The 20847-nt window shown below is 69.5% G+C and carries 20 protein-coding genes and 1 riboswitch; of the genes, 11 read left to right on the top strand and 9 right to left on the bottom strand.

Annotation, left to right across the window (positions count from 1 at the left end; all coding sequences use genetic code 11):
• Nucleotides 1–13: 13 nt before the first annotated feature.
• Complete coding sequence (locus BLT62_RS05590; RefSeq protein ID WP_083363172.1) at nt 14–469, bottom strand: DUF2269 family protein; 456 nt, start codon at nt 467–469, stop codon at nt 14–16.
• 231 nt (nt 470–700) lie between these two features.
• Between BLT62_RS05590 and BLT62_RS05585 the strand changes: the two genes are divergently transcribed.
• On the top strand, nt 701–2059 hold the full coding sequence (locus BLT62_RS05585) for an MFS transporter (protein ID WP_083363171.1): 1359 nt from the start codon (nt 701–703) through the stop codon (nt 2057–2059).
• 82 nt (nt 2060–2141) lie between these two features.
• Nucleotides 2142–4016, top strand: a complete 1875-nt coding sequence (locus BLT62_RS05580) for an ABC transporter ATP-binding protein (protein ID WP_083363170.1) — start codon at nt 2142–2144, stop codon at nt 4014–4016.
• A 189-nt stretch (nt 4017–4205) separates the two neighbouring features.
• Here the strand turns inward: BLT62_RS05580 and BLT62_RS05575 are convergent, their stop codons facing one another.
• Nucleotides 4206–4508 (bottom strand): GIY-YIG nuclease family protein, encoded by a 303-nt coding sequence (locus BLT62_RS05575; RefSeq protein WP_083363169.1) that lies wholly within the window; start codon nt 4506–4508, stop codon nt 4206–4208.
• Between the two features lie 369 nt (nt 4509–4877).
• Between BLT62_RS05575 and BLT62_RS05570 the strand changes: the two genes are divergently transcribed.
• The 5 genes from BLT62_RS05570 (at nt 4878) to dhaK (ending at nt 10161) form a co-directional block, all read left to right on the top strand.
• Entirely contained in the window at nt 4878–6701 is a 1824-nt protein-coding gene (locus tag BLT62_RS05570; RefSeq protein ID WP_083363168.1) for a hybrid sensor histidine kinase/response regulator transcription factor, read from the top strand.
• Between the two features lie 118 nt (nt 6702–6819).
• A complete protein-coding gene (locus tag BLT62_RS05565; RefSeq protein ID WP_083363167.1) occupies nt 6820–7680 on the top strand; it encodes a class II fructose-bisphosphate aldolase in 861 nt (286 codons plus the stop codon).
• A 2-nt stretch (nt 7681–7682) separates the two neighbouring features.
• Complete coding sequence (locus BLT62_RS05560; RefSeq protein WP_083363166.1) at nt 7683–8474, top strand: HAD-IA family hydrolase; 792 nt, start codon at nt 7683–7685, stop codon at nt 8472–8474.
• The gene (gene dhaL / locus BLT62_RS05555; RefSeq protein ID WP_083363165.1) at nt 8471–9133 is read left to right on the top strand and encodes a dihydroxyacetone kinase subunit DhaL; all 663 of its coding nucleotides are present in this window, start codon (nt 8471–8473) and stop codon (nt 9131–9133) included. The genes BLT62_RS05560 and dhaL overlap by 4 nt, the downstream gene beginning before the upstream one ends.
• Before the next feature lie 32 nt (nt 9134–9165).
• Nucleotides 9166–10161, top strand: a complete 996-nt coding sequence (gene dhaK, locus BLT62_RS05550; protein WP_083363164.1) for a dihydroxyacetone kinase subunit DhaK — start codon at nt 9166–9168, stop codon at nt 10159–10161.
• Between the two features lie 15 nt (nt 10162–10176).
• Here the strand turns inward: dhaK and BLT62_RS05545 are convergent, their stop codons facing one another.
• Nucleotides 10177–10659, bottom strand: coding sequence for a YbaK/EbsC family protein (locus BLT62_RS05545; protein WP_083363163.1), 483 nt, complete (start codon nt 10657–10659; stop codon nt 10177–10179).
• Between the two features lie 41 nt (nt 10660–10700).
• Here BLT62_RS05545 and BLT62_RS05540 point away from each other — a divergent pair, with 41 nt between their 5' ends.
• The gene (locus BLT62_RS05540) at nt 10701–11237 is read left to right on the top strand and encodes a gamma carbonic anhydrase family protein (RefSeq protein WP_083363162.1); all 537 of its coding nucleotides are present in this window, start codon (nt 10701–10703) and stop codon (nt 11235–11237) included.
• Between the two features lie 159 nt (nt 11238–11396).
• Here the strand turns inward: BLT62_RS05540 and BLT62_RS05535 are convergent, their stop codons facing one another.
• Nucleotides 11397–11798, bottom strand: coding sequence for an arsenate reductase ArsC (locus BLT62_RS05535; RefSeq protein WP_083363161.1), 402 nt, complete (start codon nt 11796–11798; stop codon nt 11397–11399).
• Nucleotides 11799–11875: 77 nt separating this feature from the next.
• Between BLT62_RS05535 and BLT62_RS17595 the strand changes: the two genes are divergently transcribed.
• Nucleotides 11876–12064 (top strand): hypothetical protein, encoded by a 189-nt coding sequence (locus tag BLT62_RS17595; protein ID WP_156786250.1) that lies wholly within the window; start codon nt 11876–11878, stop codon nt 12062–12064.
• Between the two features lie 67 nt (nt 12065–12131).
• Here BLT62_RS17595 and BLT62_RS05530 read toward each other — a convergent pair whose 3' ends face one another.
• Together BLT62_RS05530 and glyA are read right to left on the bottom strand one after the other, a co-directional pair.
• Nucleotides 12132–13013, bottom strand: a complete 882-nt coding sequence (locus BLT62_RS05530) for a bifunctional methylenetetrahydrofolate dehydrogenase/methenyltetrahydrofolate cyclohydrolase (RefSeq protein ID WP_083363160.1) — start codon at nt 13011–13013, stop codon at nt 12132–12134.
• A complete protein-coding gene (glyA, locus tag BLT62_RS05525) occupies nt 13013–14290 on the bottom strand; it encodes a serine hydroxymethyltransferase (protein WP_083363159.1) in 1278 nt (425 codons plus the stop codon). The genes BLT62_RS05530 and glyA overlap by 1 nt, the downstream gene beginning before the upstream one ends.
• An 82-nt stretch (nt 14291–14372) precedes the next feature.
• A riboswitch (ZMP/ZTP riboswitch) is annotated at nt 14373–14457 on the bottom strand.
• 143 nt (nt 14458–14600) lie between these two features.
• On the opposite strand from glyA, the gene BLT62_RS05520 reads away from it, so the two are divergent.
• Nucleotides 14601–16235: a family 20 glycosylhydrolase gene (locus tag BLT62_RS05520; protein WP_156786249.1), complete on the top strand. Its 1635-nt coding sequence runs from the start codon at nt 14601–14603 to the stop codon at nt 16233–16235.
• A gap of 556 nt (nt 16236–16791) precedes the next feature.
• The gene (locus BLT62_RS05515; RefSeq protein WP_156786248.1) at nt 16792–17250 is read left to right on the top strand and encodes an endonuclease domain-containing protein; all 459 of its coding nucleotides are present in this window, start codon (nt 16792–16794) and stop codon (nt 17248–17250) included.
• A gap of 96 nt (nt 17251–17346) precedes the next feature.
• On the opposite strand, the gene BLT62_RS05510 is transcribed toward BLT62_RS05515, so the two are convergent.
• The 3 genes from BLT62_RS05510 to BLT62_RS05500 are packed head-to-tail and all read right to left on the bottom strand — an operon-like array spanning nt 17347 to nt 20517.
• Nucleotides 17347–18267 (bottom strand): carbohydrate ABC transporter permease, encoded by a 921-nt coding sequence (locus BLT62_RS05510; protein WP_197675170.1) that lies wholly within the window; start codon nt 18265–18267, stop codon nt 17347–17349.
• A 2-nt stretch (nt 18268–18269) separates the two neighbouring features.
• Nucleotides 18270–19220 carry a carbohydrate ABC transporter permease gene (locus tag BLT62_RS05505; protein WP_083363157.1) on the bottom strand — a complete coding sequence of 317 codons (951 nt, stop codon included), beginning with the start codon at nt 19218–19220 and terminating at the stop codon, nt 18270–18272.
• A gap of 40 nt (nt 19221–19260) precedes the next feature.
• Nucleotides 19261–20517, bottom strand: coding sequence for an extracellular solute-binding protein (locus tag BLT62_RS05500; protein ID WP_083363156.1), 1257 nt, complete (start codon nt 20515–20517; stop codon nt 19261–19263).
• Nucleotides 20518–20847: the final 330 nt, after the last annotated feature.

Here is a 20847-nt window from a genome sequence, read left to right as displayed (position 1 = left end):
CTCCCGGGAGTCGCTACGGCTTCCAGACCATCAGCACGACGACGGCGACGAGCAGCAGCGACGCGACGCCGCTGCCGGCGGCGATGGCCGGGTAGCGGGACGGCGCGGCGGCGGCCGCGGGGTTGGCGGCGTCCACGGCGCCGAGTGCCTCGGCGGCCTTGCGCATGGTCGGGACGACGACGAAGAGGCTGAGGCCGAGCGCGACGATGTAGAGGATGATCGACCACAGCACCCACGGGGTGGTGACGGAGAGGTTGTACTTCTCGTCCGCCATGCCCATCACGCCGAAGCCGAAGACGACGACCAGCAGCGAGAGCAGGCTGAACAGGTTGGTGGACTTCGCCAGCACGGCGACCTGGGAGGCGTTGCCGGCGCGGACCGCGCGCATGGCGGTCATGGGCAGGATGGCCATCGGGCCGACGATGAACACGGCGGTGACGACGTGCAAGATGCTGAACAGGGTTTCCATATCCCCAGCTTATCCAGCAGCCCGCCTGCCGCATCAGTCTTTCGATGGGGATCTGGCGGCCGGCGCCCGCTCCCCTGTTCATGAGTCGTTCTCGGCTCCGCGTAAACTTGAGCAGTTGCCACAAGCAGCAAGCTCTCCCCACCGCAGTCCGTGACGCCAGATCGACGCCCGCACAGGCGGCCCATCATTTTCGCGCACCCTCGAGTGCGTCGCATCGGAGTCCTTCCTCGCATGTCTGCATCACCCGCGGTCGCCCAGACCGCACCCGTCAATCCCCGCAGCCGAGTCGTTCTGGCCAGCCTCATCGGCACCACGATCGAGTTCTACGACTTCTACGTCTACGCCACGGCCGCCGTCCTCGTCTTCCCGCACCTCTTCTTCCCCACCGGTGACGCCACCACTGCCCTGCTGCAGTCCTTCGCGGTGTTCGGTGCCGCCATGGTGGCCCGCCCGCTCGGGGCGATCCTGTTCGGCCACCTCGGCGACAAGCACGGCCGCAAGGCGACCCTAGTGGGCGCTCTGCTCACCATGGGCATCGCGACGTTCCTGATCGGTGTGCTGCCCACCTACGCCATGGTCGGCTGGCTCGCCCCGCTGCTGCTCGTCGTGCTGCGCATCGCGCAGGGCTTCGCGCTCGGCGGCGAGTGGTCCGGTGCGGCGCTCGTCGCCACCGAGAACGCCCCCAAGGGCAAGCGCGCGTGGTACGGCACCTTCCCACAGCTGGGCGCCCCGATCGGCTTCATCATCGCCAACGGCCTGTTCCTGATCATCGCCGCGGTGCTCCCCTCCGACGACCCGTCGATGCCGTCGCAGGCGTTCCTCGAGTGGGGCTGGCGCATCCCGTTCCTGTTCTCGGTCGTCATGGTCATCGTCGGCCTCTGGGTGCGCCTGCGCCTGGTCGAGAGCGCCGCCTTCTCGAAGGCATCCGCCACCGGCAAGCTCACCAAGACGCCGCTCGTCACCGTGTTCAAGCTGCACTGGCGCGAGCTCATCCTCGGCACCTTCTTCATGCTCGCCACCTACGTGCTGTTCTACCTGATGACGACGTTCTCGCTCAGCTACGGCCGCTCGCCGCTGAACCCGGAGGACCCCTCGGTCCAGCCCGGCCTCGGCTACTCCTACAACACCTTCGTGCTCATGCTCATCGCCGGCGTGCTCTTCTTCGGCGTCTTCACGCTCGTCTCCGGGCCGCTCGCCGACAAGTGGGGCCGCCGCAAGACGCTGATCTGGGTGACGCTCGGCATCATCGTGTTCGGCATGCTCTGGGTGCCGCTGCTCGGCGCGGGCTTCGCCGGCGTCATGATCTGGCTGATCGTCGGCTTCTCGCTGATGGGGCTCACCTTCGGGCCGATGGGCGCGCTCCTGCCCGAGCTGTTCCCGACCAACGTGCGCTACACCGGCTCCGGCATCAGCTACAACGTGTCGTCGATCCTCGGCGCGGCCGTCGCCCCGTTCATCGCCGTCGCCCTGTGGAGCGCCGGAGACGGCAGCCCGTTCTGGGTCGGCGTCTACCTCGCCGTGATGGGCGTCATCACGCTCATCGCCCTGCTGGTCTCGAAGGAGACGAAGGACAACGACATCGACGCCTAGTCGTTTGTCCCCCGTTTCTGGGCGGATGCCACAGCCAACTGATTTAGGGTTGTAGCTGGCATCCGCCCGCCGAAAGGGAGCAATGAGCAACGCACGCACACTGGGTCGCAGCAGACGCAAACAAGAAACCGGCCCGCGCGCGAAGTTCAGCCAGCTGGTTCCGTACCTGCTCGAGCACAAGGCGGTGCTCAGCGTCGTGATCGTGCTGAGCATCCTCGGTGCGGCCGCGAGCCTCGCCCAGCCGCTGCTGGTCAGCCAGCTGATCACCGTCGTGCAGGCGAACGAGCCGCTCGGCAACCTGGTCTGGGTGCTCGTCGCCCTCGTCGTCGTCGCCGCCCTGATCAGCGGCTACCAGCACTACCTGCTGCAGCGCACCGGCGAGGGCGTCGTGCTCTCCAGCCGCCGCCAGCTGGTCGCCCGGATGCTGCACCTGCCGATCGCCGAGTTCGACACCCGCCGCACCGGCGACCTGGTCTCCCGCGTCGGCAGCGACACGACCCTACTGCGGGCCGTGCTCACCCAGGGCCTCGTCGACGCCCTCGGCGGCTCCCTCACCTTCTTCGGCGCGCTGATCGCCATGCTGATCATCGACCCGGTGCTGCTCGGCCTCACCCTGCTCGTCATCACCGTCTCGGTCGTCACCGTCGTGCTGCTCTCCAGCCGCATCCGCACCGCCAGCCTGCAGGCGCAGACCAAGGTGGGCGACCTGGCCGCGAGCGTCGAGCGCGCCATCAGCGCGGTGCGCACCGTGCGCGCCTCCAACGCCACCGACCGCGAGATCGCCGCCGTCGGCGAGGAGGCGAAGGGCGCCTGGAGCGCCGGCATCCGCGTCGCCAGCATCTCGGCGCTCGTCGTGCCCGTCGCCGGCATCGCCATGCAGGTCTCGCTGCTCGTCGTGCTCGGCGTCGGTGGCTTCCGCGTCGCCAGCGGCGCCATCACCGTGGCCAGCCTGGTCGCGTTCATCCTGTTCCTGTTCATGCTGATCATGCCGCTCGGCACCGCCTTCGGCGCCATCACCTCCGTGAACTCGGCCCTCGGCGCGCTCGGCCGCATCCAGGAGATCATCGAGCTGCCCAGCGAGAGCGACCACGACCGTGACATCGCCCCGCTCGCCGACGTCACCCCGAACGAGCTCTCGGCGCTCCTGTCGATGGATGACACCGCCATCGCCTTCGACGATGTGCACTTCGCCTACGCGCTGAACCGCTCCGACGAGGCCGACCCCGCCAACGAGAGCGTCGACGAGCACACGCCGGAGGGCAACGTCACCGACAGGCAGCCGGTGCTCCGCGGCGTCTCGTTCAACGCTCCCCGCGGCAAGCGCACCGCCCTGGTCGGACCGTCCGGTGCGGGCAAGAGCACGATCCTCGCGCTGATCGAGCGCTTCTACGACCCGAGCGTCGGCGTCGTGCGGCTCGCCGGCCTCGACATCCGCACCCTGCCCCGCACCGAGCTGCGCGCCCAGATCGGCTACGTCGAGCAGGACGCCCCGGTGCTGGCCGGCACCCTGCGCGAGAACCTCACGCTGGCAACCCCGGATGCCACCGACGCCCAGTGCGAGGAGGTGCTGCGCGCGGTGAACCTCGGCGAGGTGCTCGAGCGCAACCCGCTCGGGCTCAGTGCGCCGGTCGGCGAGGACGGCGTCATGCTCTCCGGCGGTGAGCGCCAGCGCCTCGCGATCGCCCGCGCACTGCTGGCCGCGCCCCCGATCCTGCTGCTGGACGAGTCGACGTCCAGCCTCGACGGCGTGAACGAGCAGATGATGCGCGCCGCCATCGACGCCGTCGCAGAGGGGCGCACGCTCATCGTGATCGCGCACCGGCTCTCCACCGTCGTGGACAGCGACCAGATCGTGGTACTCGACCACGGCGAGGTCGTCGGCACCGGCACGCACTCGGAGCTCGTCGCGAGCACCCCGCTCTACAAGGAGCTCGCGAAGCACCAGCTTCTCGTCTAGCGGCCGCCGCACCCCGCCGGAAACCGGGTCTCGATACGGCCCTGGCGGGCCTACTCGACCAACGGGAGCAGCACACCCCGCCGCCCGCCCCACGCCCGCTGGTCGAGTAGCGAGGAACGAGCGTATCGAGACCTCGCACCGCACAGAGTCCCCCGCCGAAAACCGGGTCTCGATACGGCCCTGGCGGGCCTACTCGACCAACGGTGGAGGCCTCCGGCGCTTCTTCGCCAGCTCGGGCAGCAACTCCATGCCGACACCGTCGATCAACGCACGGCGCTTGGCTCTGCTCCAGTTCTGGACCTGCTTCTCGCGCGCGTACGCCTCGTCGATCCGCTCGTACTCCTCGAAGTACACGAGCTTCACGGGTTGGCGCCGACGCGTGTACGCGGCGCCACCCTCGTGGTTGTGCTGCCAGAGGCGCGCCTCGACATCGAACGTGCTTCCCACGTAGTAGGACCCGTCCGAGCACTCGAGGATGTACATGTACGGCATGCGCCGAGTATCGCCGAAGCTGCCGACACCCGTCCGGAGTTGTCCACAGGATGCTCGACCGCCCGCCCACGCCCGCCCCGCGCCCGCTGGTCGAGTAGCGAGGAACGAGCGTATCGAGACCCCGCACGGGAAACAGCATCCTGCCGGAAACCGGGTCTCGATACGGCCCTGGCGGGCCTACTCGACCAACGGGAGCATTACACCCCGCCGCCCGCCCCACGCCCGCTGGTCGAGTAGCGAGGAACGAGCGTATCGAGACCTCGCACCCGCGGCGGTGGGCGCCCGGGGACGGCTGCGCCTAGCGTTTCGGCGCGCCGCGGCGCATGATGTGGGTGGGAAGCACGCGCACATCAACGGAGAGTGTTGCACATGGAGAATTCGCCGGCATCCGCCAGCCCCTCTGCCAGTTCCGCTACCGAGGCCGCTCAGTACCAGGCGCTGAGCGCCCTGGCGGCCGACCTGGTCGGGCAGTTCGAGCTCCGGCCGCTCCTCGAGCGCATCCTGCGCCACACCATGGCGCTCCTGGGCTGCGACAGCGGCTCGATCTGCACCGTCGACGAGGTCGCCGGGACCTATCGCAAGGAGGTCGACGTCGGCGTCGGCTGCCTCTCCGGCCAGACGTTCCCCCTCGACGAGGGTGTGACCGGCGAGATCGTCCGCGCACGCGGCTCCGTGCTCTTCGACGAGTATGCCGAGGTGGCCGGCGGGCACATCGCCCAGCGGGAGCGGGCCTCCCTGCACGGGGTCATCGGCGTTCCCATCCGCTGGGACGGCCGCATCATCGGCAGCGCCGTCGTGTTCAGCAGGGAGGCCGGGCGCCGGTTCACGGATGCCGACGCACACCTCGTCGAGCTCTTCGCCACGCATGCGGCCATCGCCATCACGAACGCGCGGCTGCACGCGCTGACCGCCGACCGGGAGCGCGCATCAGCCGTGCTCGACGAGCGGGAGCGTGTCGTGCGCGACATGCACGACACGATCGGGCGGGGGCTGGTCTCGGTGCTCCTGCATCTGGACGCGGCCGAGAAGTCCAGCACGGAGGCGGAGCCGAGACGGTCGCTCGGCGCGGCCCGCGCGGCGGCCCGCGCCGCCCTGGACGAGACCCGGCGCACCGCCGACGGCCTCGGGCCCGCACTGCTGGAGGGCCGGTCCCTCAGCGACGCGATCGCCTTGGAGCTCGCCTGGGTCGAATCCACTGTGCGCGTCGAGACACACCTCGTGGTGATCGGCGACCCGGAGCCGCTGCCGGCCGAGACGGCCAGGCAGCTCTTTCGCATCGTGCAGGAGTCGCTGACCAACGTCGTCGAGCACGCCTCCGCGCGCCATGTGCGGGTCGGGCTGGTCTACGGCAGCGAGAATGTCAGCGTCCTGGTGGAGGACGACGGCCAGGGATTCGACGTCGATGCCCTCGCCGAGGCGCGCCCGTCCGCGGCCAAGGGGCTCGGCTTGCAGAGCCTCGTCGCCCGCGCCGGCCGCCTGGGCGGCACCGTGCAGATCGAGTCGACGCCGCACTGGGGAACACGGGTGCGCGCCGAACTGCCGTCCTCCGCGGCGAGCGCCGTCGACGCCCGCTCCCGCTGGCGCGTGCTCGTCGTGCACCAGAACGCGATCGTGCGGGCCGGGCTCGTGCGCGTGCTCGGCCAGGTCGAGCCGGGCATCGAGGTCGTCGGCGAGATCGCCGACGCCTCCGCGGCGATCGAGGCCTACGAGCTGCTTCGCCCCCACGTCGTGCTCGCCAACCTCGACCTCCCGCACATCGACGGCGCGCAGCTCACCTCCTACTTGCGCGCCATCGACCCGCAGTCCTCCGTCGTGCTCATCGTGCACGACCTCGCCGACGAGCGGATGCGGGGGGCCGCCCGCATCGGCGCGACGGGCTTCGTCGCCCAGGATGCCGATCCGGTCTACGTGACCCGCGCCGTCGTCGCGGCCGCGCGCGGCGAGTCACTGCTGTCCTCTGCCTTCCTCAGCCGGCTGGCTGCCACCCTCGACCCGCCGGGCACCGCGCCCCTCACCGCCCGCGAGCGCGAGGTGCGCGCACTCGTGGAACGCGGCGTGCCCGACAAGCAGATCGCGGCCAGGCTGCGCATCTCTGTGAAGACGGTCGAGAAGCACGTCGGGGCGATCCTGCGCAAGACGGGTGCGCCCAACCGCACCGCCCTCGCGGCCCAGTCGGCGCTGCACTCGCTCTGACGCCGATTCGATCGCTGGGACATGGAGGGTTCCCCTACCGCGCACGGTAGGGGAACCCTCCATGTCCGGCGACCCGTCGCACACCTACCGTGACAACAGGCAACGAGGAGGTTTGACCATGGCTGTCGTATCGCTGCGCGAGATCGTCGACAGGGCATTCGAGCAGAGATACGGCGTGCCCGCCATCAACATCGTCAACGACCTCACCCTGGAGGCGGTGCTGGCCGGGGCGGTCGAGGCCCGCTCCCCCGTCATCGTGCAGACATCCGTGAAGACGGTGAAGTCGATCGGCGCCGAGGTGCTGTTCGCCATGTGGACCGCGATGACCAAGGACATCGACGTGCCCGTGACCCTGCACCTGGACCACTGCCCGGATCGGGCCGTCATCAGCCAGTGCCTCGAGATCGGCTGGAACTCGGTGCTCTTCGACGCCTCGACCCTGCCCGTCGAGGAGAACCAGCGACAGACCATCGAGGTCGTCGCCGAGGCGCGCCGCTACGGCGCCCACGTCGAGGGCGAGATCGAGGCGATCCAAGGCGTCGAGGACGGCATCGGCGTGGACACCGAGACCCGCAGGCAGAGTCTCGACACGGCGCTCGGCTTCATCCGCGCCACCGGCGTCGACGTGTTCGCCCCCTCGATCGGCAACGCGCACGGCGTCTACTCGGCCACCCCCGCCCTCGATTTCCAGCGGGTGAGCGACCTCGTCGAGGCCACCGGCACGCCCATCGCCCTGCACGGCGGCAGCGGCATGACGGACGCCCAGTTCGCCGACCTCATCGCGCGCGGCTGCGCCAAGGTCAACATCTCCACCGCGCTGAAGATCGAGTTCATGACCTCGAGCCTCGCATTCCTGAAGAAGGCGGAGGCCGCGAACAAGTGGGACCCGCCCGCGCTGTTCGCCGACGTCCGCTCGCACATCGTCGCCCTCACGACGGGCCTCGCCCAGACCTTCGGCAGCGCGGGCAAGGCGTGGTGACCATGCCGGCGCTGATCTTCGACTGCGACGGCGTGCTGGCCGACACGGAGCGCAACGGCCACCTGCCGGCGTTCAACGCCACCTTCGCCGAGTTCGGCATCCCGGTGCACTGGAGCGACGCGGACTACGCCGTCAAGGTGCTGATCGGCGGCGGCAAGGAGCGCATGGCCAGCCTGCTCACCCCGGAGTTCGTCGCGGCCAACGGCCTCCCGGCCGATGCGGAGGGCCAGCGCGAGATGCTCGCCGCCTGGCACAAACGCAAGACGGCCATCTACACCGAGCTGGTTGAGAGCGGCGCCCTGCCGGCACGCCCCGGCGTCGCCCGCCTCGTCGCGGAGGCCGCGGCGGCCGGCTGGCAGCTCGCCGTCGCATCGACATCGGCCGAGCCGGCGGTGCGCGCCGTGCTGGAGCACGCGGTCGGGGCGGATGCCGCCCGCTTCCTGGTGTTCGCGGGGGACATCGTGGCGCACAAGAAGCCGGCCCCCGACATCTACCTGCTCGCCCTGCGCGAGCTCGGCATCGGCGCCGATCAGGCCGTCGTGGTCGAGGACAGCGGCAACGGGGCACAGGCCGCGCTCGCGGCCGGGCTCCGCACGCTCGTCACGGTCAGTGGCTACACCGCCGACGAGGACTTCACGGGGGCCTCCCTCGTCGTCAGCTCGCTCGGCGACGAGCAGGAGCCGGCCCGGGTGCTCGCCGACCCGCTCGGCCTGGCCCCCGGGGAGCTGATCACCCTCGCCACCGTCGAGGAGATCCTCGAGCAGCCCACACCACCCACAGAGGAGCAGAAATGACGAGCCTCAGCGACGCCGAGTTCATCGTGCGCACCATCGCCCAGACCGCCGTCGACAACGAGAAGTACTTCGGCGACCTCGACTCCGTCGTCGGCGACGGGGACCTGGGGTTCTCGCTCGCGCGTGGCTTCGAAATCGTGCTGAAGGACTGGGACAGCTTCGACCGCACCGACGCCGGCACGTTCCTGCAGAAGGTGGGCATCACGATCACCGGCCGGATCGGCGGCACCTCCGGGCCCATCTGGGGCACGGCGTTCCTGCGCTCCGCGTCGGTGGCGAAGGCAAACGGTGGCGAACTCGGCGGCGACGACGTCGTGGCGATGCTGCGCTCGGCGATGGAGGGCATCATGGCGCGCGGCGGCGCCTCCCTCGGCGACAAGACGCTGCTCGACGTGCTCGCGCCCATGACGGATGCGATCGAGCAGGGGGTCGCGAACGGCGAGGGCGGCGCGGCCGTCATGGCCTCGGCCGCGGCATCCGCCCGGGCCGCAGCCGAGGCGACGGCCCCGATGATCGCCAAGCGCGGGCGGGCGGCCTACACCGGCGAGCGCAGCATCGGCTCGCCGGATGCCGGGGGCGTCGCCGTCGCGGTGATCGCGGAGGCCCTGGCCGCGAACTGGGATTCCCCAGAACACACGCAACAGAGCACCACCAACTGAGAACAGCAGCACCGATCCGTGGAGGAAATCCCATGAAGAAATTCGTCAACGACCCCCAGCAGTTCGTACCGGAGATGCTCAAGGGGCTCGCACTGGCCAATCCAGACACCCTGACGTACGTGCCGGAGTACAACCTCATCATGCGCAAGAGCGGGCCGAGCGACGACAAGGTGTCGATCGTGCAGGGCTCGGGCTCTGGGCACGAGCCGGCCCACGTCATGGTGGTGGGGCCGGGCATGCTGGACGCCGCCTGCCCGGGCGACGTGTTCGCCGCGCCCCCGATGGACTACGTCTACGAGACCACGAAGCTGGTGAACTCGGCCAAGGGCGTGCTGCTGCTCGTCAACAACTACACCGGTGACCGGATGGCCTTCGACATGGCCCAAGAACTCAGCCTCGCCGACGGCATCACCGTGAAGACCCTGTTCATCGACGACGACGTCGCGGTCAAGGACTCCACCTGGACCGTCGGCCGGCGCGGCGTCGCGGGCAACTTCTTCGTCATCAAGGCGGTCGGCGCGGCGGCGGAGGCGGGGGCAGACCTGGACGAGCTCATGCGCATCGGCGAGAAGGTGGTGTCGGTGACGCGCTCGATGGGGTTGGCGCTGACGGCCTGCACGCCCCCGGCGAAGGGCGCCCCGCTGTTCGAGCTGGGCCCGGACGAGATCGAGATCGGCGTCGGCATCCACGGCGAGCCCGGCCGGCGGCGGGCGAAGATCGCCCCCGCGAACGAGCTCGTCGACATCCTGCTCGACCCGGTCATCACCGACCTGCCGTTCGTCGCCGGCGACCGCGTCGCCCTGATGGTCAACGGGCTCGGCGGCACGCCCATCAGCGAGCTGTACCTGGTCTACGGCATCGCCCACGACAAGCTGGAAGCCCTCGGCATCAGCGTGGCCCGCAGCTACGTCGGCGAGTACTGCACCTCGCTCGACATGGCGGGGGCCTCGATCACCCTCGTCAAGCTGGACGACGAGATCGAGGGGCTGCTCGCGGCACCGGCGGAGGTCGGCGTCCGGATCTTCTGAGGCGCGGGCGGTCGCTCAGGCGGGCGGTTCGACGGCGATCGGGGTGCCGCCGGTGACGCGCAGCAGCTCGGTGTAGCTGGTCGGGAAGACGGTGTGCGCGTGCCCGGCGGCCGCCCACACCTCGCCGTACCCCTCCAGGGCCACGTCGACCAGGGTGCGCACGGGCGCCGGGTGCCCGAGCGGGGCCACCCCGCCGATCACCTGGCCGGTGGCCTCCTTCACCGTCTCCTTGCTCGCCCGGGCGATCGTGCCGCCGAGCTGCTCGCCCAGCCAGGCGGTGTCGACGCGGTGCGCGCCGGAGGTCAGCACGAGCAGCGGCTCCCCGTCCAGCGTGAAGACGAGCGAGTTCGCGATCTGGCCCACCTCGATGCCGATGGCGTCGGCCGCCGCCTGCGCGGTGGGCGTCGCCTCCTCGAACCAGCGGATCTCGGGGGTCACGCCGTGCGCGGCCAGAGCCTCGCGCACACGGTCGACAGCGGGATGTTCGGTGTTCACCATGCCCCGATCCTAGGGCGGCCGGCGCAGATTAGGCTGGCGACATGAACATCGATCCGCTCGCGCGCGTGCTCCCGCTGAACGGCCTGCCGGCCCCCGAGATCGCCGAGTCGGCCTTCGTGGCCGCCGGCGCCGTGATCGTCGGCCGGGTGATCCTGGCCGAGGATTCCAGCGTCTGGTACAACGCGGTGCTCAGGGCGGAGCAGGAGCCCATCACCCTGGGCGCCGGTTCCAACCTGCAGGACAACGTCTCCTGCCACGTCGACGCCGGGTACCCGCTCACGATCGGCCGCAACGTGTCCGTCGGGCACGGCGCCGTGCTGCACGGCTGCACGATCGAGGACGACAGCCTCGTCGGCATGTCGGCGACGGTGCTGAACGGCGCGGTCATCGGCGCCGGCTCGCTCGTGGCCGCCGGGGCCGTGGTGCTCGAGGGCACGATCGTTCCGCCCGGCTCGCTCGTGGCCGGGGTGCCGGCGAAGGTGCGGCGCGCGCTGACGGATGCCGAGCGCGACGGCATCCGCAACAATGCCGTTGGCTACCTGCGCCACGTCGAGCTGCACACGACCCCGGTCGACTAGGCGGGCAGCAGCCCAGCCAGCCGGGACAGCCATCCCCCGCTGGTCGAGTAGGCCCGCCAGGGCCGTATCGAGACCGCGCCAGCGCCAGAAACCGAGCCCCGTGCGAGGTCTCGATACGCTCGTTCCTCGCTACTCGACCAACGGGTTGGTGCCGATCGCCTAGGCGGGCAGCAGCCCAGCCAGCAGCGCCTCGACGCGCGCCTTGATCTCGTCGCGGATGGGCCGCACGGACTCAATGCCCTGGCCGGCCGGGTCCTCCAGCTGCCAGTCCTCGTAGCGCTTGCCGGGGAAGATCGGGCAGACGTCGCCGCAGCCCATCGTGATGACGACGTCCGACTCCGCCACGGCGTCAACGGTGAGCAGTTTCGGCTGCTCGCCGGCGATGTCGATGCCGAGCTCGGCCATGGCCTGCACCGCGACCGGGTTGATCTGATCGGCCGGCAGCGAGCCGGCCGAGAGCACCTCCACCCGGCCGCCGGAGAGCTCGCGCACGAGCCCCGCCGCCATCTGCGAGCGGCCGGCATTGTGGACGCAGACGAAGAGCACGCTGGGTTGGGCCATGCTTCCATTATCGACGGTGCCGCGCTTCCCTCCTCCCCGCCCCGAGGCTAGGCTGGCCGGAATCAAGGGGGTGTGCGATGACTGGACTTGTGGCGGCAGTGGTGGCCGGCGGTGGAGTGATCCTGGCGGGGATCCTGATCCTGGCACTGGTCGTGGGCAGGAGGCCGTTCCACCGCGTGGCCGTCGATGGCGACGACGCCGAGGCGGCGCGCGCGCAGGCCGAGATCCAGCGCCAGATCGATCAGGGCCGCTCCGGCACGTTCTAGACGCCTTAACGGGCGGATGCCGCGGGCAACAGCCCGCGGCATCCGTCATGCATCAGCAGAAATCCCGCTAGCGGACGAGCCTCTCGGCGGCCTGCACCACGTTGCTGAGCAGCATGGCGCGGGTCATCGGGCCCACCCCGCCGGGGTTCGGCGACAGGTAGCCGGCCACCTCCGCGACGCCGGGGTCGACGTCGCCGGTGAGCTTGCCCTTGCCGGTCTCCTCGTCCTGCACGCGGGTGATGCCCACGTCCAGCACGGCGGCGCCGGGCTTGATCCACTCCGGCTTGATCAGGTGGGCAACGCCGACGGCGGCCACCACGATGTCGGCCCGGCGCACCTCGGCGGCCAGGTCGGCCGTGCGGGAGTGCGTCAGCGTCACGGTCGCGTCGAGGCCCTTGCGGGTGAAGAGCAGGCCGAGCGGGCGGCCGACGGTGAGCCCGCGACCGACGACGGTCACGTGCTTGCCGCTGATCGGCACGTCGTAGCGCTGCAGCATCTCGACGATTCCGGCCGGCGTGCAGGGCAGCGGCGAGTCCAGCTCGCCCTCGATGCCGAGCACCAGACGACCGAGGTTCGTCGGGTGCAGGCCGTCGGCGTCCTTCGCCGGGTCGATCGCCTCGAGCGCGGCGTGCTCGTCGAGGCCCTTCGGCAGCGGCAGCTGCACGATGTAGCCGGTGACGGCCGGGTTCGCGTTGAGCTCCTCGATCGCCGCCAGCACGTCCGCGTCGCTCGCCGTCGCCGGCAGGTCGACGCGGATCGACTCGATGCCGACCTCGGCGCAGTCGCGGTGCTTGCCCGCGACGTAGCTGCGCGAGCCCGGGTCGTCGCCGACCAGCAGCGTGCCGAGCCCTGGCACGATGCCCTGGGCCCGGAGCGCCGCAATGCGGTCGGCGAGCTCTGCCTTGACGGCGGATGCCGTGGCAACCCCGTCGAGCGTGATCGCCGTCATTACTGCTGCAGTCCCGGGTACAGCGGGAACGCGTCGGTGAGCGTCTTCACGCGGGCGCGGAGGCCGGCGATGTCGGCGCCCGGCTTGAGCGTCTCGGCGATCACGTCGGCGACCTCGGTGAACTCCACGTCGCCGAAGCCACGGGTGGCCAGCGCCGGGGTGCCGATGCGCAGGCCGGAGGTGACCATCGGCGGGCGCGGGTCGAACGGCACCGAGTTGCGGTTGACGGTGATGCCCACCTCGTGCAGCGCGTCCTCGGCCTGCTGGCCGTCGATCGGCGAGTTGCGGAGGTCGGCGAGCACCAGGTGCACGTCGGTTCCACCGGTGAGCACGTCGACGCCGGCGGCGCGCGAGTCGTCGGCGACGAGGCGCTCGCCCAGGATGCGGGCACCGCTCAGGGTGCGGGCCTGGCGGTCGGCGAACTCGGGCTGGGCCGCGAGCAGGAACGCGGTCGCCTTGGCGGCGATCACGTGCATGAGCGGGCCGCCCTGCTGGCCGGGGAAGACGTTGGAGTTGAGCTTCTTGGCCAGCTCCATGTCGCGGGAGAGGATCAGGCCGGAGCGCGGGCCGGCGAGCGTCTTGTGCACCGTGGTGGAGACGACATCCGCGAAGGGGATCGGCGACGGGTGCAGACCGGCGGCGACGAGTCCGGCGAAGTGGGCCATGTCGACCCAGAGCTTGGCGCCGACCTCGTCGGCGATCGCGCGGAAGGCGGCGAAGTCGAGGTGGCGGGGGTAGGCCGACCAGCCAGCGATGATGACCTGCGGGCGGTGCTCGAGGGCCTTCTCGCGCACGACGTTCATGTCGACGAGGAAGGTCTCGGGGTCGACGCCGTAGGAGACGGCGTTGTAGAGCTTGCCGGAGAAGTTGAGCTTCATGCCGTGGGTGAGGTGGCCGCCGTGGGCCAGCTCCAGGCCGAGGATGGTGTCGCCGGGGGTGGCGATGGCGCTCAGCACGGCGGCGTTGGCCGTCGCGCCCGAGTGCGGCTGCACGTTGGCGTACTCGGCGCCGAACAGGCTCTTCGCGCGCTCGATGGCCAGCGACTCGGCGATGTCGACGTACTCGCAGCCGCCGTAGTAGCGGCGGCCGGGGTAGCCCTCCGCGTACTTGTTGGTGAGGACGGACCCCTGCGACTGCAGGACGGAGACGGGAACGAAGTTCTCGCTCGCGATCATCTCGAGGTAGTCGCGCTGGCGGCCGAGCTCCTGCTCGAGCACGGCGGCGATCTCGGGGTCGACAACCTCAAGCGGCTGGTTAAACGTAGACGGTACAGACACGGGCAACTCCTAGAGAGAGGTACTGATCAAACGGTGGACGTGCTTCACGCCCCACCCCGGTTTTTAACAGGATAAAGCGAGTCGTCGTGGCCCAGGCGTGCGGCCACTAACCGTGATCAGTCGCTCCCCGATGGTGACCCATCCGAACGCCAGTTGCGACCTGTCCAGCCTAGCTGCTCCCCCGGGCCGCCCGAAACCCCGCCGGCCGGGTGATCCGCGCACTTGCGCAGTAGTAAGGAAACTTGACATACTCGGGCAACTGATTTCCTGCAGCACCCGGCGCGCCCCGCGGCGGAGAGACGGGGTGGCCATGAATCGCAAGCGCTGGCAGCTCGCGGGCGGCGTGATCGCCGTTCTCGCGCTGGGCGGGGCGACCGTGGCCGTCGCGGCATCCTGGGTCGGTTCACCGGAGAAGAAAGAACGCATGCCTACCATCGCGATCGTGCCAGCCCCCACCTCGTTGACCGAACTCCCCGGCGCCGGCTTCACCCTGGCCGCGGACGACGCCATCGTCACGGCGGGCGACACCGCCGAGCAGGGCGCCGAGGCTGCAGCCGTCGGCGAGTACCTCGCCGAGCTGTTGCGCCCCCGCACCGGCTTCGACCTGCCGGTGAACCCGGCCGGCACGGATGCCGCAGCCGGCATCCGCCTCGTCATCGACCCCTCGGCGGCGCCCGGATACTCGCTGCACGTCGACTCCGAAGGCGTGGCGCTGGCCGCGGCGAGCGCCGAGGGCCTCTTCCTCGGCGTGCAGACGCTGCGCCAGCTCTTCCCTGCACAGATCGAGGCCGCCCTCGATGGCTCCTCGCGCGTGGCCGACGACGTGGCCTGGGTCGCCCCGGCCGTGCAGATCGAGGACGCGCCGCGCTTCGCCTACCGCGGCGCCATGCTCGACGTCGCCCGCAACTTCTACAGCGTGGCCGAGGTCAAGCGCTACATCGACGACATCGCCCTGTTGAAGCTCAACGTGCTGCACCTGCACCTGACCGATGACCAGGGCTGGCGCCTGCAGATCGACAGCTGGCCCCGGCTGACCGAGATCGGCGGCTCCACCTCGGTGCTGGGCGGCGGCGGCTTCTACACGAAGGCCGACTACACCGAGATCGTCGAGTACGCGGCCAGTCGCTTCGTCACGATCGTGCCAGAGATCGACCTGCCCGGGCACACCAACGCGGCCCTGGCCAGCTACCCGGAGCTCAACATCGGCGGCGTCGCCACCGAGACCTACCGCGGCACCGAGGTCGGCATGAGCAACGTCGACACCACCGCCGAGGCCACCTGGCGCTTCGTCGAGGACGTCGTGCGCGAGCTCGCCGAGCTCACCCCCGGCCCCTACATCCACCTGGGCGGCGACGAGTCGCTGAAGCTCAGCGCCGAGGACTTCTCGGCGTTCGTCGCCCGCGCCAGCGCGATCGGCGCCGCCAGCGGCAAGACCGTCATCGGCTGGCACGAGATGGGCCAGTCCCGCGAGCTCGCCCCCGGCACCATCGGGCAGTACTGGGACTTCGTCGCGCCCCGCGCCGACGCGGCGCCGCACACGCTGAGCTTCGTCGAGCAGGGCGGCCGCGTCATCATGTCGCCCGCCGACGTCGCCTACCTCGACATGCACTACCCGGACACGGACCGGCTCGGCCAGGACTGGGCCGACGGCCCGACGTCGATCGAGGAGGCCTACTCCTGGGACCCGGCCGCCATCGTGCCCGGCGTGGACGAGGCGGCGCTGCTCGGCGTCGAGGCCCCCGTCTGGACCGAGACCCTCTCCGGCATCGCCGACGTCGAGTTCATGGTGTTCCCCCGGCTCGCATCCGTCGCCGAGATCGCCTGGGCGCAGCCCGGCGCCGAGCGGAGCTTCGCGGAGTTCTCGCCCCGCCTGCTCGCCTTCGCCGAGCGCCTCGACGCCCTGGGCGTCGGCTACCACCGCACGCCGGAGCTCGACTGGCGCTAGCCACGGGAGGCAAGAGTGAGCACGGGAGGCCGTTCCCGCGCGGAGTGGCCTCCCCTGATCGCCTTCACCTCCCGCCCGCACGAACGGGAGCTGTCCACAGGGCGCCACGCACGCGAGTTGTGCACAGCGGTCCCCGCGGACATTCCGCGACCGGGAGCTGCGGGCGACACTGAGCGCATGCACCTCGCCGACTGGCTCAACACCCGCTCCGGGATCGCCCACCTCTACGACGTGGAACGCGCCGGCTACACCAGCTACGCCGTGCGCGCCGCGATCGCCGATCGCCGATCGCCGAGTCCGCCGTATCCGCCGTCGATGGTTCGCGACCCCCGCGGCCCCCGAGAATCTCGTCGTGGCGGCCAGGCTCGGGGCGCGACTCAGCTGCTTGAGCGCCGCGGCACAATTCGGGCTCTGGCATCTGGACGACGGCCTGCTACACCTCTCGGTTCCGCCCAATGCCGGCCACTTCGATGCGGGCCCGCACCGGGCCCACTGGGGCAGAGGCCCCCTGCCGAGTCCGCGGTACGGCCTCGTCGAGCCCCTGGAGAATGCGCTCGTGCACATCGCCGACTGCCAGCCGTTCGAGAATGCGCTCGCGGTGTGGGAGTCGGCGCAGAACCGCGACGCGTTCAGCCCCGATTACCTGGCGGGACTGCAGCTCAGGAGCGCCGCCGCGAACCGCGTGCGAACGGCGAGCACCAGCCTCTCCGATTCAGGCATCGAGACGATCCCGCGGGTACGCCTGGAGCGGCTCGGCATCCGGATGCAACAGCAGGTGCTGGTTGATGGCCACCGGCTCGACGGGCTGATCGGGGAACGGCTCGTCCTCCAAATTGATGGCTTCGCCTACCATCAGGCCGATCAGCGCGGGAGGGACATCGCCGCGGATCGCCGCCTCGTGCTGCGCGGCTACACGGTTCTCCGCTTCGACTATAGGCAGATCCTGTTCGACTGGCCCACCGTGGAGGCACAGATCCTCGCCGCGATGGCGCGCGGGGCACACCTGGCCCGCTGACCACGCCCACACCGGAGGCACAAGCGAGCGAGGGAGGCCGATTCCGCAGAATCGGGCCTCCCTCGCCCACTTTCACCTCCCGAGGAGGCGCGCCGGCTACTTCACGCTGCCGGCCGTCAGACCGCCGACGAGCCGCTTCTCGATCAGCATGAACAGCACCACGACGGGCACGATCGCCACGATGGACACGCCGAAGACGTAGTGCCAGCTGGTCTCGTACTGCCCGACGAACTTCGTCAGCGCCACGGACAGCGGCTGGTTGCCGTCGGTGGAGAGGATGACCAGCGAGGCCGCGAACTCGTTCCAGCAGGCGACGAACGTGAACACGATCGCGGTGACGATGCCGGGCCAGACCAGCGGCAGGTTGATCCGGAACAGCACGGTCAGCCGGGAGGCGCCGTCGATCTGCGCGGCCTCGTCGACCTCCTTCGGGATGCCGGCGAAGAAGCTGTGCATGATCCACACGGCGAACGACAGGTTGAAGGCCGCGTTCACGAGGATCATCGCGAGCCAGGTGTCGGAGAGCCCCAGCGTCATGAACTGCCGGAACAGGCCGGAGGTCAGCACAGCCGGCTGCAGCATCTGGGTGACGATCACGAGGAACAGGAACACCATGCGCCCCGGGAAGCGGAACCGTGCCGTGTAGTACGCGGCGGGCAGCGCGACGAGCAGCACGAGCAGCGTGGCGCAGACCGAGATGATGATCGTCGACACGAGGTTCTGCACCAGCGGCGTCTCGGGCGTCGACCACATCGTGATGTAGTTCTCCCAGCGCCACTCCGTCGGCAGGTAGGTGGGGTCGACGGAGCGGATCTCGGACTTGGACTTGACCGAGCCGAAGAACATGATCAGGTACGGCAGGATGAAGATCAGCAGCACGGCCAGGCCGGCCGCCATCCGCCAGGCGACCTTGCCGGCCGAGACCTGGTCCTCGGTGTAGCGCCGCTTGCGCTTGACGGGCGGCCGGGAGACGGCCGGGGCGTGGGTGCTCTGCTCCGGCAGGGTCGCGGTGCTCACGATCAGACCTCCTTCATGGGCTTGACGACCTTGACGTAGATCGCCACGATCACGATCACGATCACGAACGCGACGACGCTCAGCGCGCTGGCGACGTCGATCTTGTGCTGGTTCTGGATGTACTTGAAGATCATCGTCATGATGGTGTCCGCGTCGTAGCCGGGGATCGACCCTGTCATCACCTTGAGGATCGGCAGCGAGTTGAACACGTTGATGATGTTGATGAGCACGGCGACGCTGAGGGCCCCGCGCAGCTGCGGCAGCACGATGCTGAAGTAGGTGCGGGACGGGCTCGCCCCGTCCATCTTGGCGGCCTCGATGGCGTCGCCCGGCACGCCCTGCAGGCCGGCCAGGAGCGTGTAGGTGGTGAACGGCAGCGACACGAAGACGGCGATCACGATGGACCAGGCGAATGCCGTGTCGGCGTTCCTCGTCCAGCCGAAGCCCTCCGGGGTGTCGATCAGGCCGATGTCCACCAGGAACTTGTTGATGATTCCGAAGTACGGCTCGAGGCCGTAGTAGATGACCATCGTCGTCATGACCACGGATGCCGCCCAGGGCACGATCACGGCGAGCCGCACCAGCTGGCGCCCGGGGAACGCCTTGTTCAGCAGCTGTGCGAGCGCGAGCGAGAGCAGCACGGTCAGCACGACCACGGCGATGACCCAGACGATCGTCCTGCCGAAGATCGGCCAGAAGTAGGCGAAGTTGAAGACCTCGAGGTAGTTGTCGAAGCCGACGGGCCCCTTGTCGATCCCGCTCTGGCTGATGTCGCGGGTCGAGTTGTAGAACATGACGCCGGCGGGGAAGAACACCACGCCGACGATGAGGGCCAGCACGGGGGCGATCCACGGCAACGCGTCGAGCAGGTCTTTCCCGCCCGTCCCGCTGCGGGGGCGGCCGGTGGCCGCCCCCGCAGGGATCGATGTCTTCTGCTTCGTCGTCTTGCTCATCTCGCTGCTCTCATCGATCCCACGGTGTCGGTTCTCTTGCTTATCCGGCGTCGGACTGCGCCTGGATCTCGGCGAGTACGCCCGCGGCATCCTTGCCCTGTGCCAGCTGGCCGAAGAGCGCCTTGAACGCTGCGTCGGTGGCGGACCAGTTGGGGTTGGTGCTCGGGTAGAACTCCGCGGCGGGCAGCGCGTCGAGGAACGGCTTCAGCGACTCCTCGCCGTTGAGCTGCTCGGCACCGGACTTGGTGGTGGGCAGGAAGCCCTCGGTCTGAACCCACGGCACGTAGACATCGGCAGAGAAGTAGTAGTCGAAGAACTTGGTGATCGCCTCCTGCTTCGTGCCGTCGTTCTTGAACGCCATCAGGTGGTCGGCGACGCCGACGGTGAGGGCGCTGCCGTCCTTGGTCGGGATGGGGGCGATCGTGTAGTTCAGGTCCGGGTTCCCGGCCGCGATCTGGCCGACGGTCGGCGGCAGGCCGACCTGCATGCCGATCTTGCCCTGGACGAAGATGTCCATCAGCGGGGTGCGATCGGTCGACCCGGCATCCGCCTGGGTCGCGCCCTCGGTCACCATCTTCTGGATGAACTGGGCACCGACGAGGTTCTCCGGGGTGTCGACCGTGATGGTCGTCTCGTCACCGAAGGTGCCGCCACCGCCCCAGAGCCACACAGCGGCTTCCGCCTGCGCCTCTTCAGAGCCGAGCGGCATGCCGTAGCCGGCGATGCCGTTGCCGAGCGCGGAGACCTTCTTGGCCGCTTCGAGCAGCTCATCCCACGTGGCGGGGATGGTCGCGCCGGCCTGCTCGAGCAGGTCGTTGTTGACGAACAGCGCGCGGGCCGAGGCGATCAGCGGCAGGCCGTAGGGGGTGCCGTCGACCGCGGCGTTCTCGATGAACGTGTCCTGGAAGTCGGCGAAGGTCGCCGGCGAGACAACCTCTTCGGTCGTGTACAGCAGCTCGTCGGCCGCGAAACCGGCGAACGGGCCGCCGTTGAAGATATCCGGGGCCTGGCCGCCGGAGACCTTGGTGGTGATGACCGAGTCGAGGTTGTCCCACGACTGCACCTCCAGCTTCACCTTGATGTCGGAGTTGGCGGCTTCGAAGCCGGCGATGACGTCTTCCCACAACCCCTTGGTGCTGTCGGAGTAGCTGGGGACGAGCAGGTTCAGCGTCGTGGCCGAGCCGCCGGCGTCACCGGCGTCGCCGCTCGTGCCGCCTCCGAATCCGCAGGACGCGAGCGTCATGGATGCCAGCGCCGCGGTTGCGACCATGGCGCCGACGCGCAAAGACTTCTTCATTGGTGCTTCCTCACTCTTGAATGGGATGCCCTGCCGCCGAAGGAGCCTCACGCGACAGTGCGTTGTGTCGGAAACAGCGACTCGCGGGTGCTCGTCTGGTGTTTCGTGACTGTTATAGCCGGTAAACAATCAACATCATTCACCGGATGCTCGAAATCATGACCTGCATCACGCGCCCAGTCAATACCGCGACCAAATCGTTACCGAGACTTCATTAGCACTCCTAACAAATCATGTTGCTGCAGTCTTCGCTCCCCAACGTGCGTTGCAGTGATGGTTATCTCGCAGATAAGATCAGCTTCGATCATTGAAGCAGTCATTGCGAGCACG

Source organism: Microterricola viridarii (assembly GCF_900104895.1).
Classification (GTDB): domain Bacteria; phylum Actinomycetota; class Actinomycetes; order Actinomycetales; family Microbacteriaceae; genus Microterricola; species Microterricola viridarii.
The sequence above is the reverse complement of the archived record's forward strand: the minus strand, read 5'-3'. Positions and strand labels throughout refer to the sequence as shown.

Coding starts and splice junctions, on each gene's coding strand:
- BLT62_RS05585 (WP_083363171.1), top strand. CDS start 701: ATGTCTGCATCACCCGCGGTCGCCCAGACCGCACCCGTCAATCCCCGC.
- BLT62_RS05500 (WP_083363156.1), bottom strand. CDS start 20,517: ATGAAGAAGTCTTTGCGCGTCGGCGCCATGGTCGCAACCGCGGCGCTG.
- BLT62_RS05560 (WP_083363166.1), top strand. CDS start 7,683: ATGCCGGCGCTGATCTTCGACTGCGACGGCGTGCTGGCCGACACGGAG.
- BLT62_RS05590 (WP_083363172.1), bottom strand. CDS start 469: ATGGAAACCCTGTTCAGCATCTTGCACGTCGTCACCGCCGTGTTCATC.
- BLT62_RS05570 (WP_083363168.1), top strand. CDS start 4,878: ATGGAGAATTCGCCGGCATCCGCCAGCCCCTCTGCCAGTTCCGCTACC.
- BLT62_RS05540 (WP_083363162.1), top strand. CDS start 10,701: ATGAACATCGATCCGCTCGCGCGCGTGCTCCCGCTGAACGGCCTGCCG.
- dhaL (WP_083363165.1), top strand. CDS start 8,471: ATGACGAGCCTCAGCGACGCCGAGTTCATCGTGCGCACCATCGCCCAG.
- BLT62_RS05520 (WP_156786249.1), top strand. CDS start 14,601: ATGAATCGCAAGCGCTGGCAGCTCGCGGGCGGCGTGATCGCCGTTCTC.
- BLT62_RS05530 (WP_083363160.1), bottom strand. CDS start 13,013: ATGACGGCGATCACGCTCGACGGGGTTGCCACGGCATCCGCCGTCAAG.
- BLT62_RS05580 (WP_083363170.1), top strand. CDS start 2,142: ATGAGCAACGCACGCACACTGGGTCGCAGCAGACGCAAACAAGAAACC.
- dhaK (WP_083363164.1), top strand. CDS start 9,166: ATGAAGAAATTCGTCAACGACCCCCAGCAGTTCGTACCGGAGATGCTC.
- BLT62_RS05565 (WP_083363167.1), top strand. CDS start 6,820: ATGGCTGTCGTATCGCTGCGCGAGATCGTCGACAGGGCATTCGAGCAG.
- BLT62_RS05575 (WP_083363169.1), bottom strand. CDS start 4,508: ATGCCGTACATGTACATCCTCGAGTGCTCGGACGGGTCCTACTACGTG.
- BLT62_RS05545 (WP_083363163.1), bottom strand. CDS start 10,659: ATGGTGAACACCGAACATCCCGCTGTCGACCGTGTGCGCGAGGCTCTG.
- BLT62_RS05505 (WP_083363157.1), bottom strand. CDS start 19,220: ATGAGCAAGACGACGAAGCAGAAGACATCGATCCCTGCGGGGGCGGCC.
- BLT62_RS05535 (WP_083363161.1), bottom strand. CDS start 11,798: ATGGCCCAACCCAGCGTGCTCTTCGTCTGCGTCCACAATGCCGGCCGC.
- BLT62_RS17595 (WP_156786250.1), top strand. CDS start 11,876: ATGACTGGACTTGTGGCGGCAGTGGTGGCCGGCGGTGGAGTGATCCTG.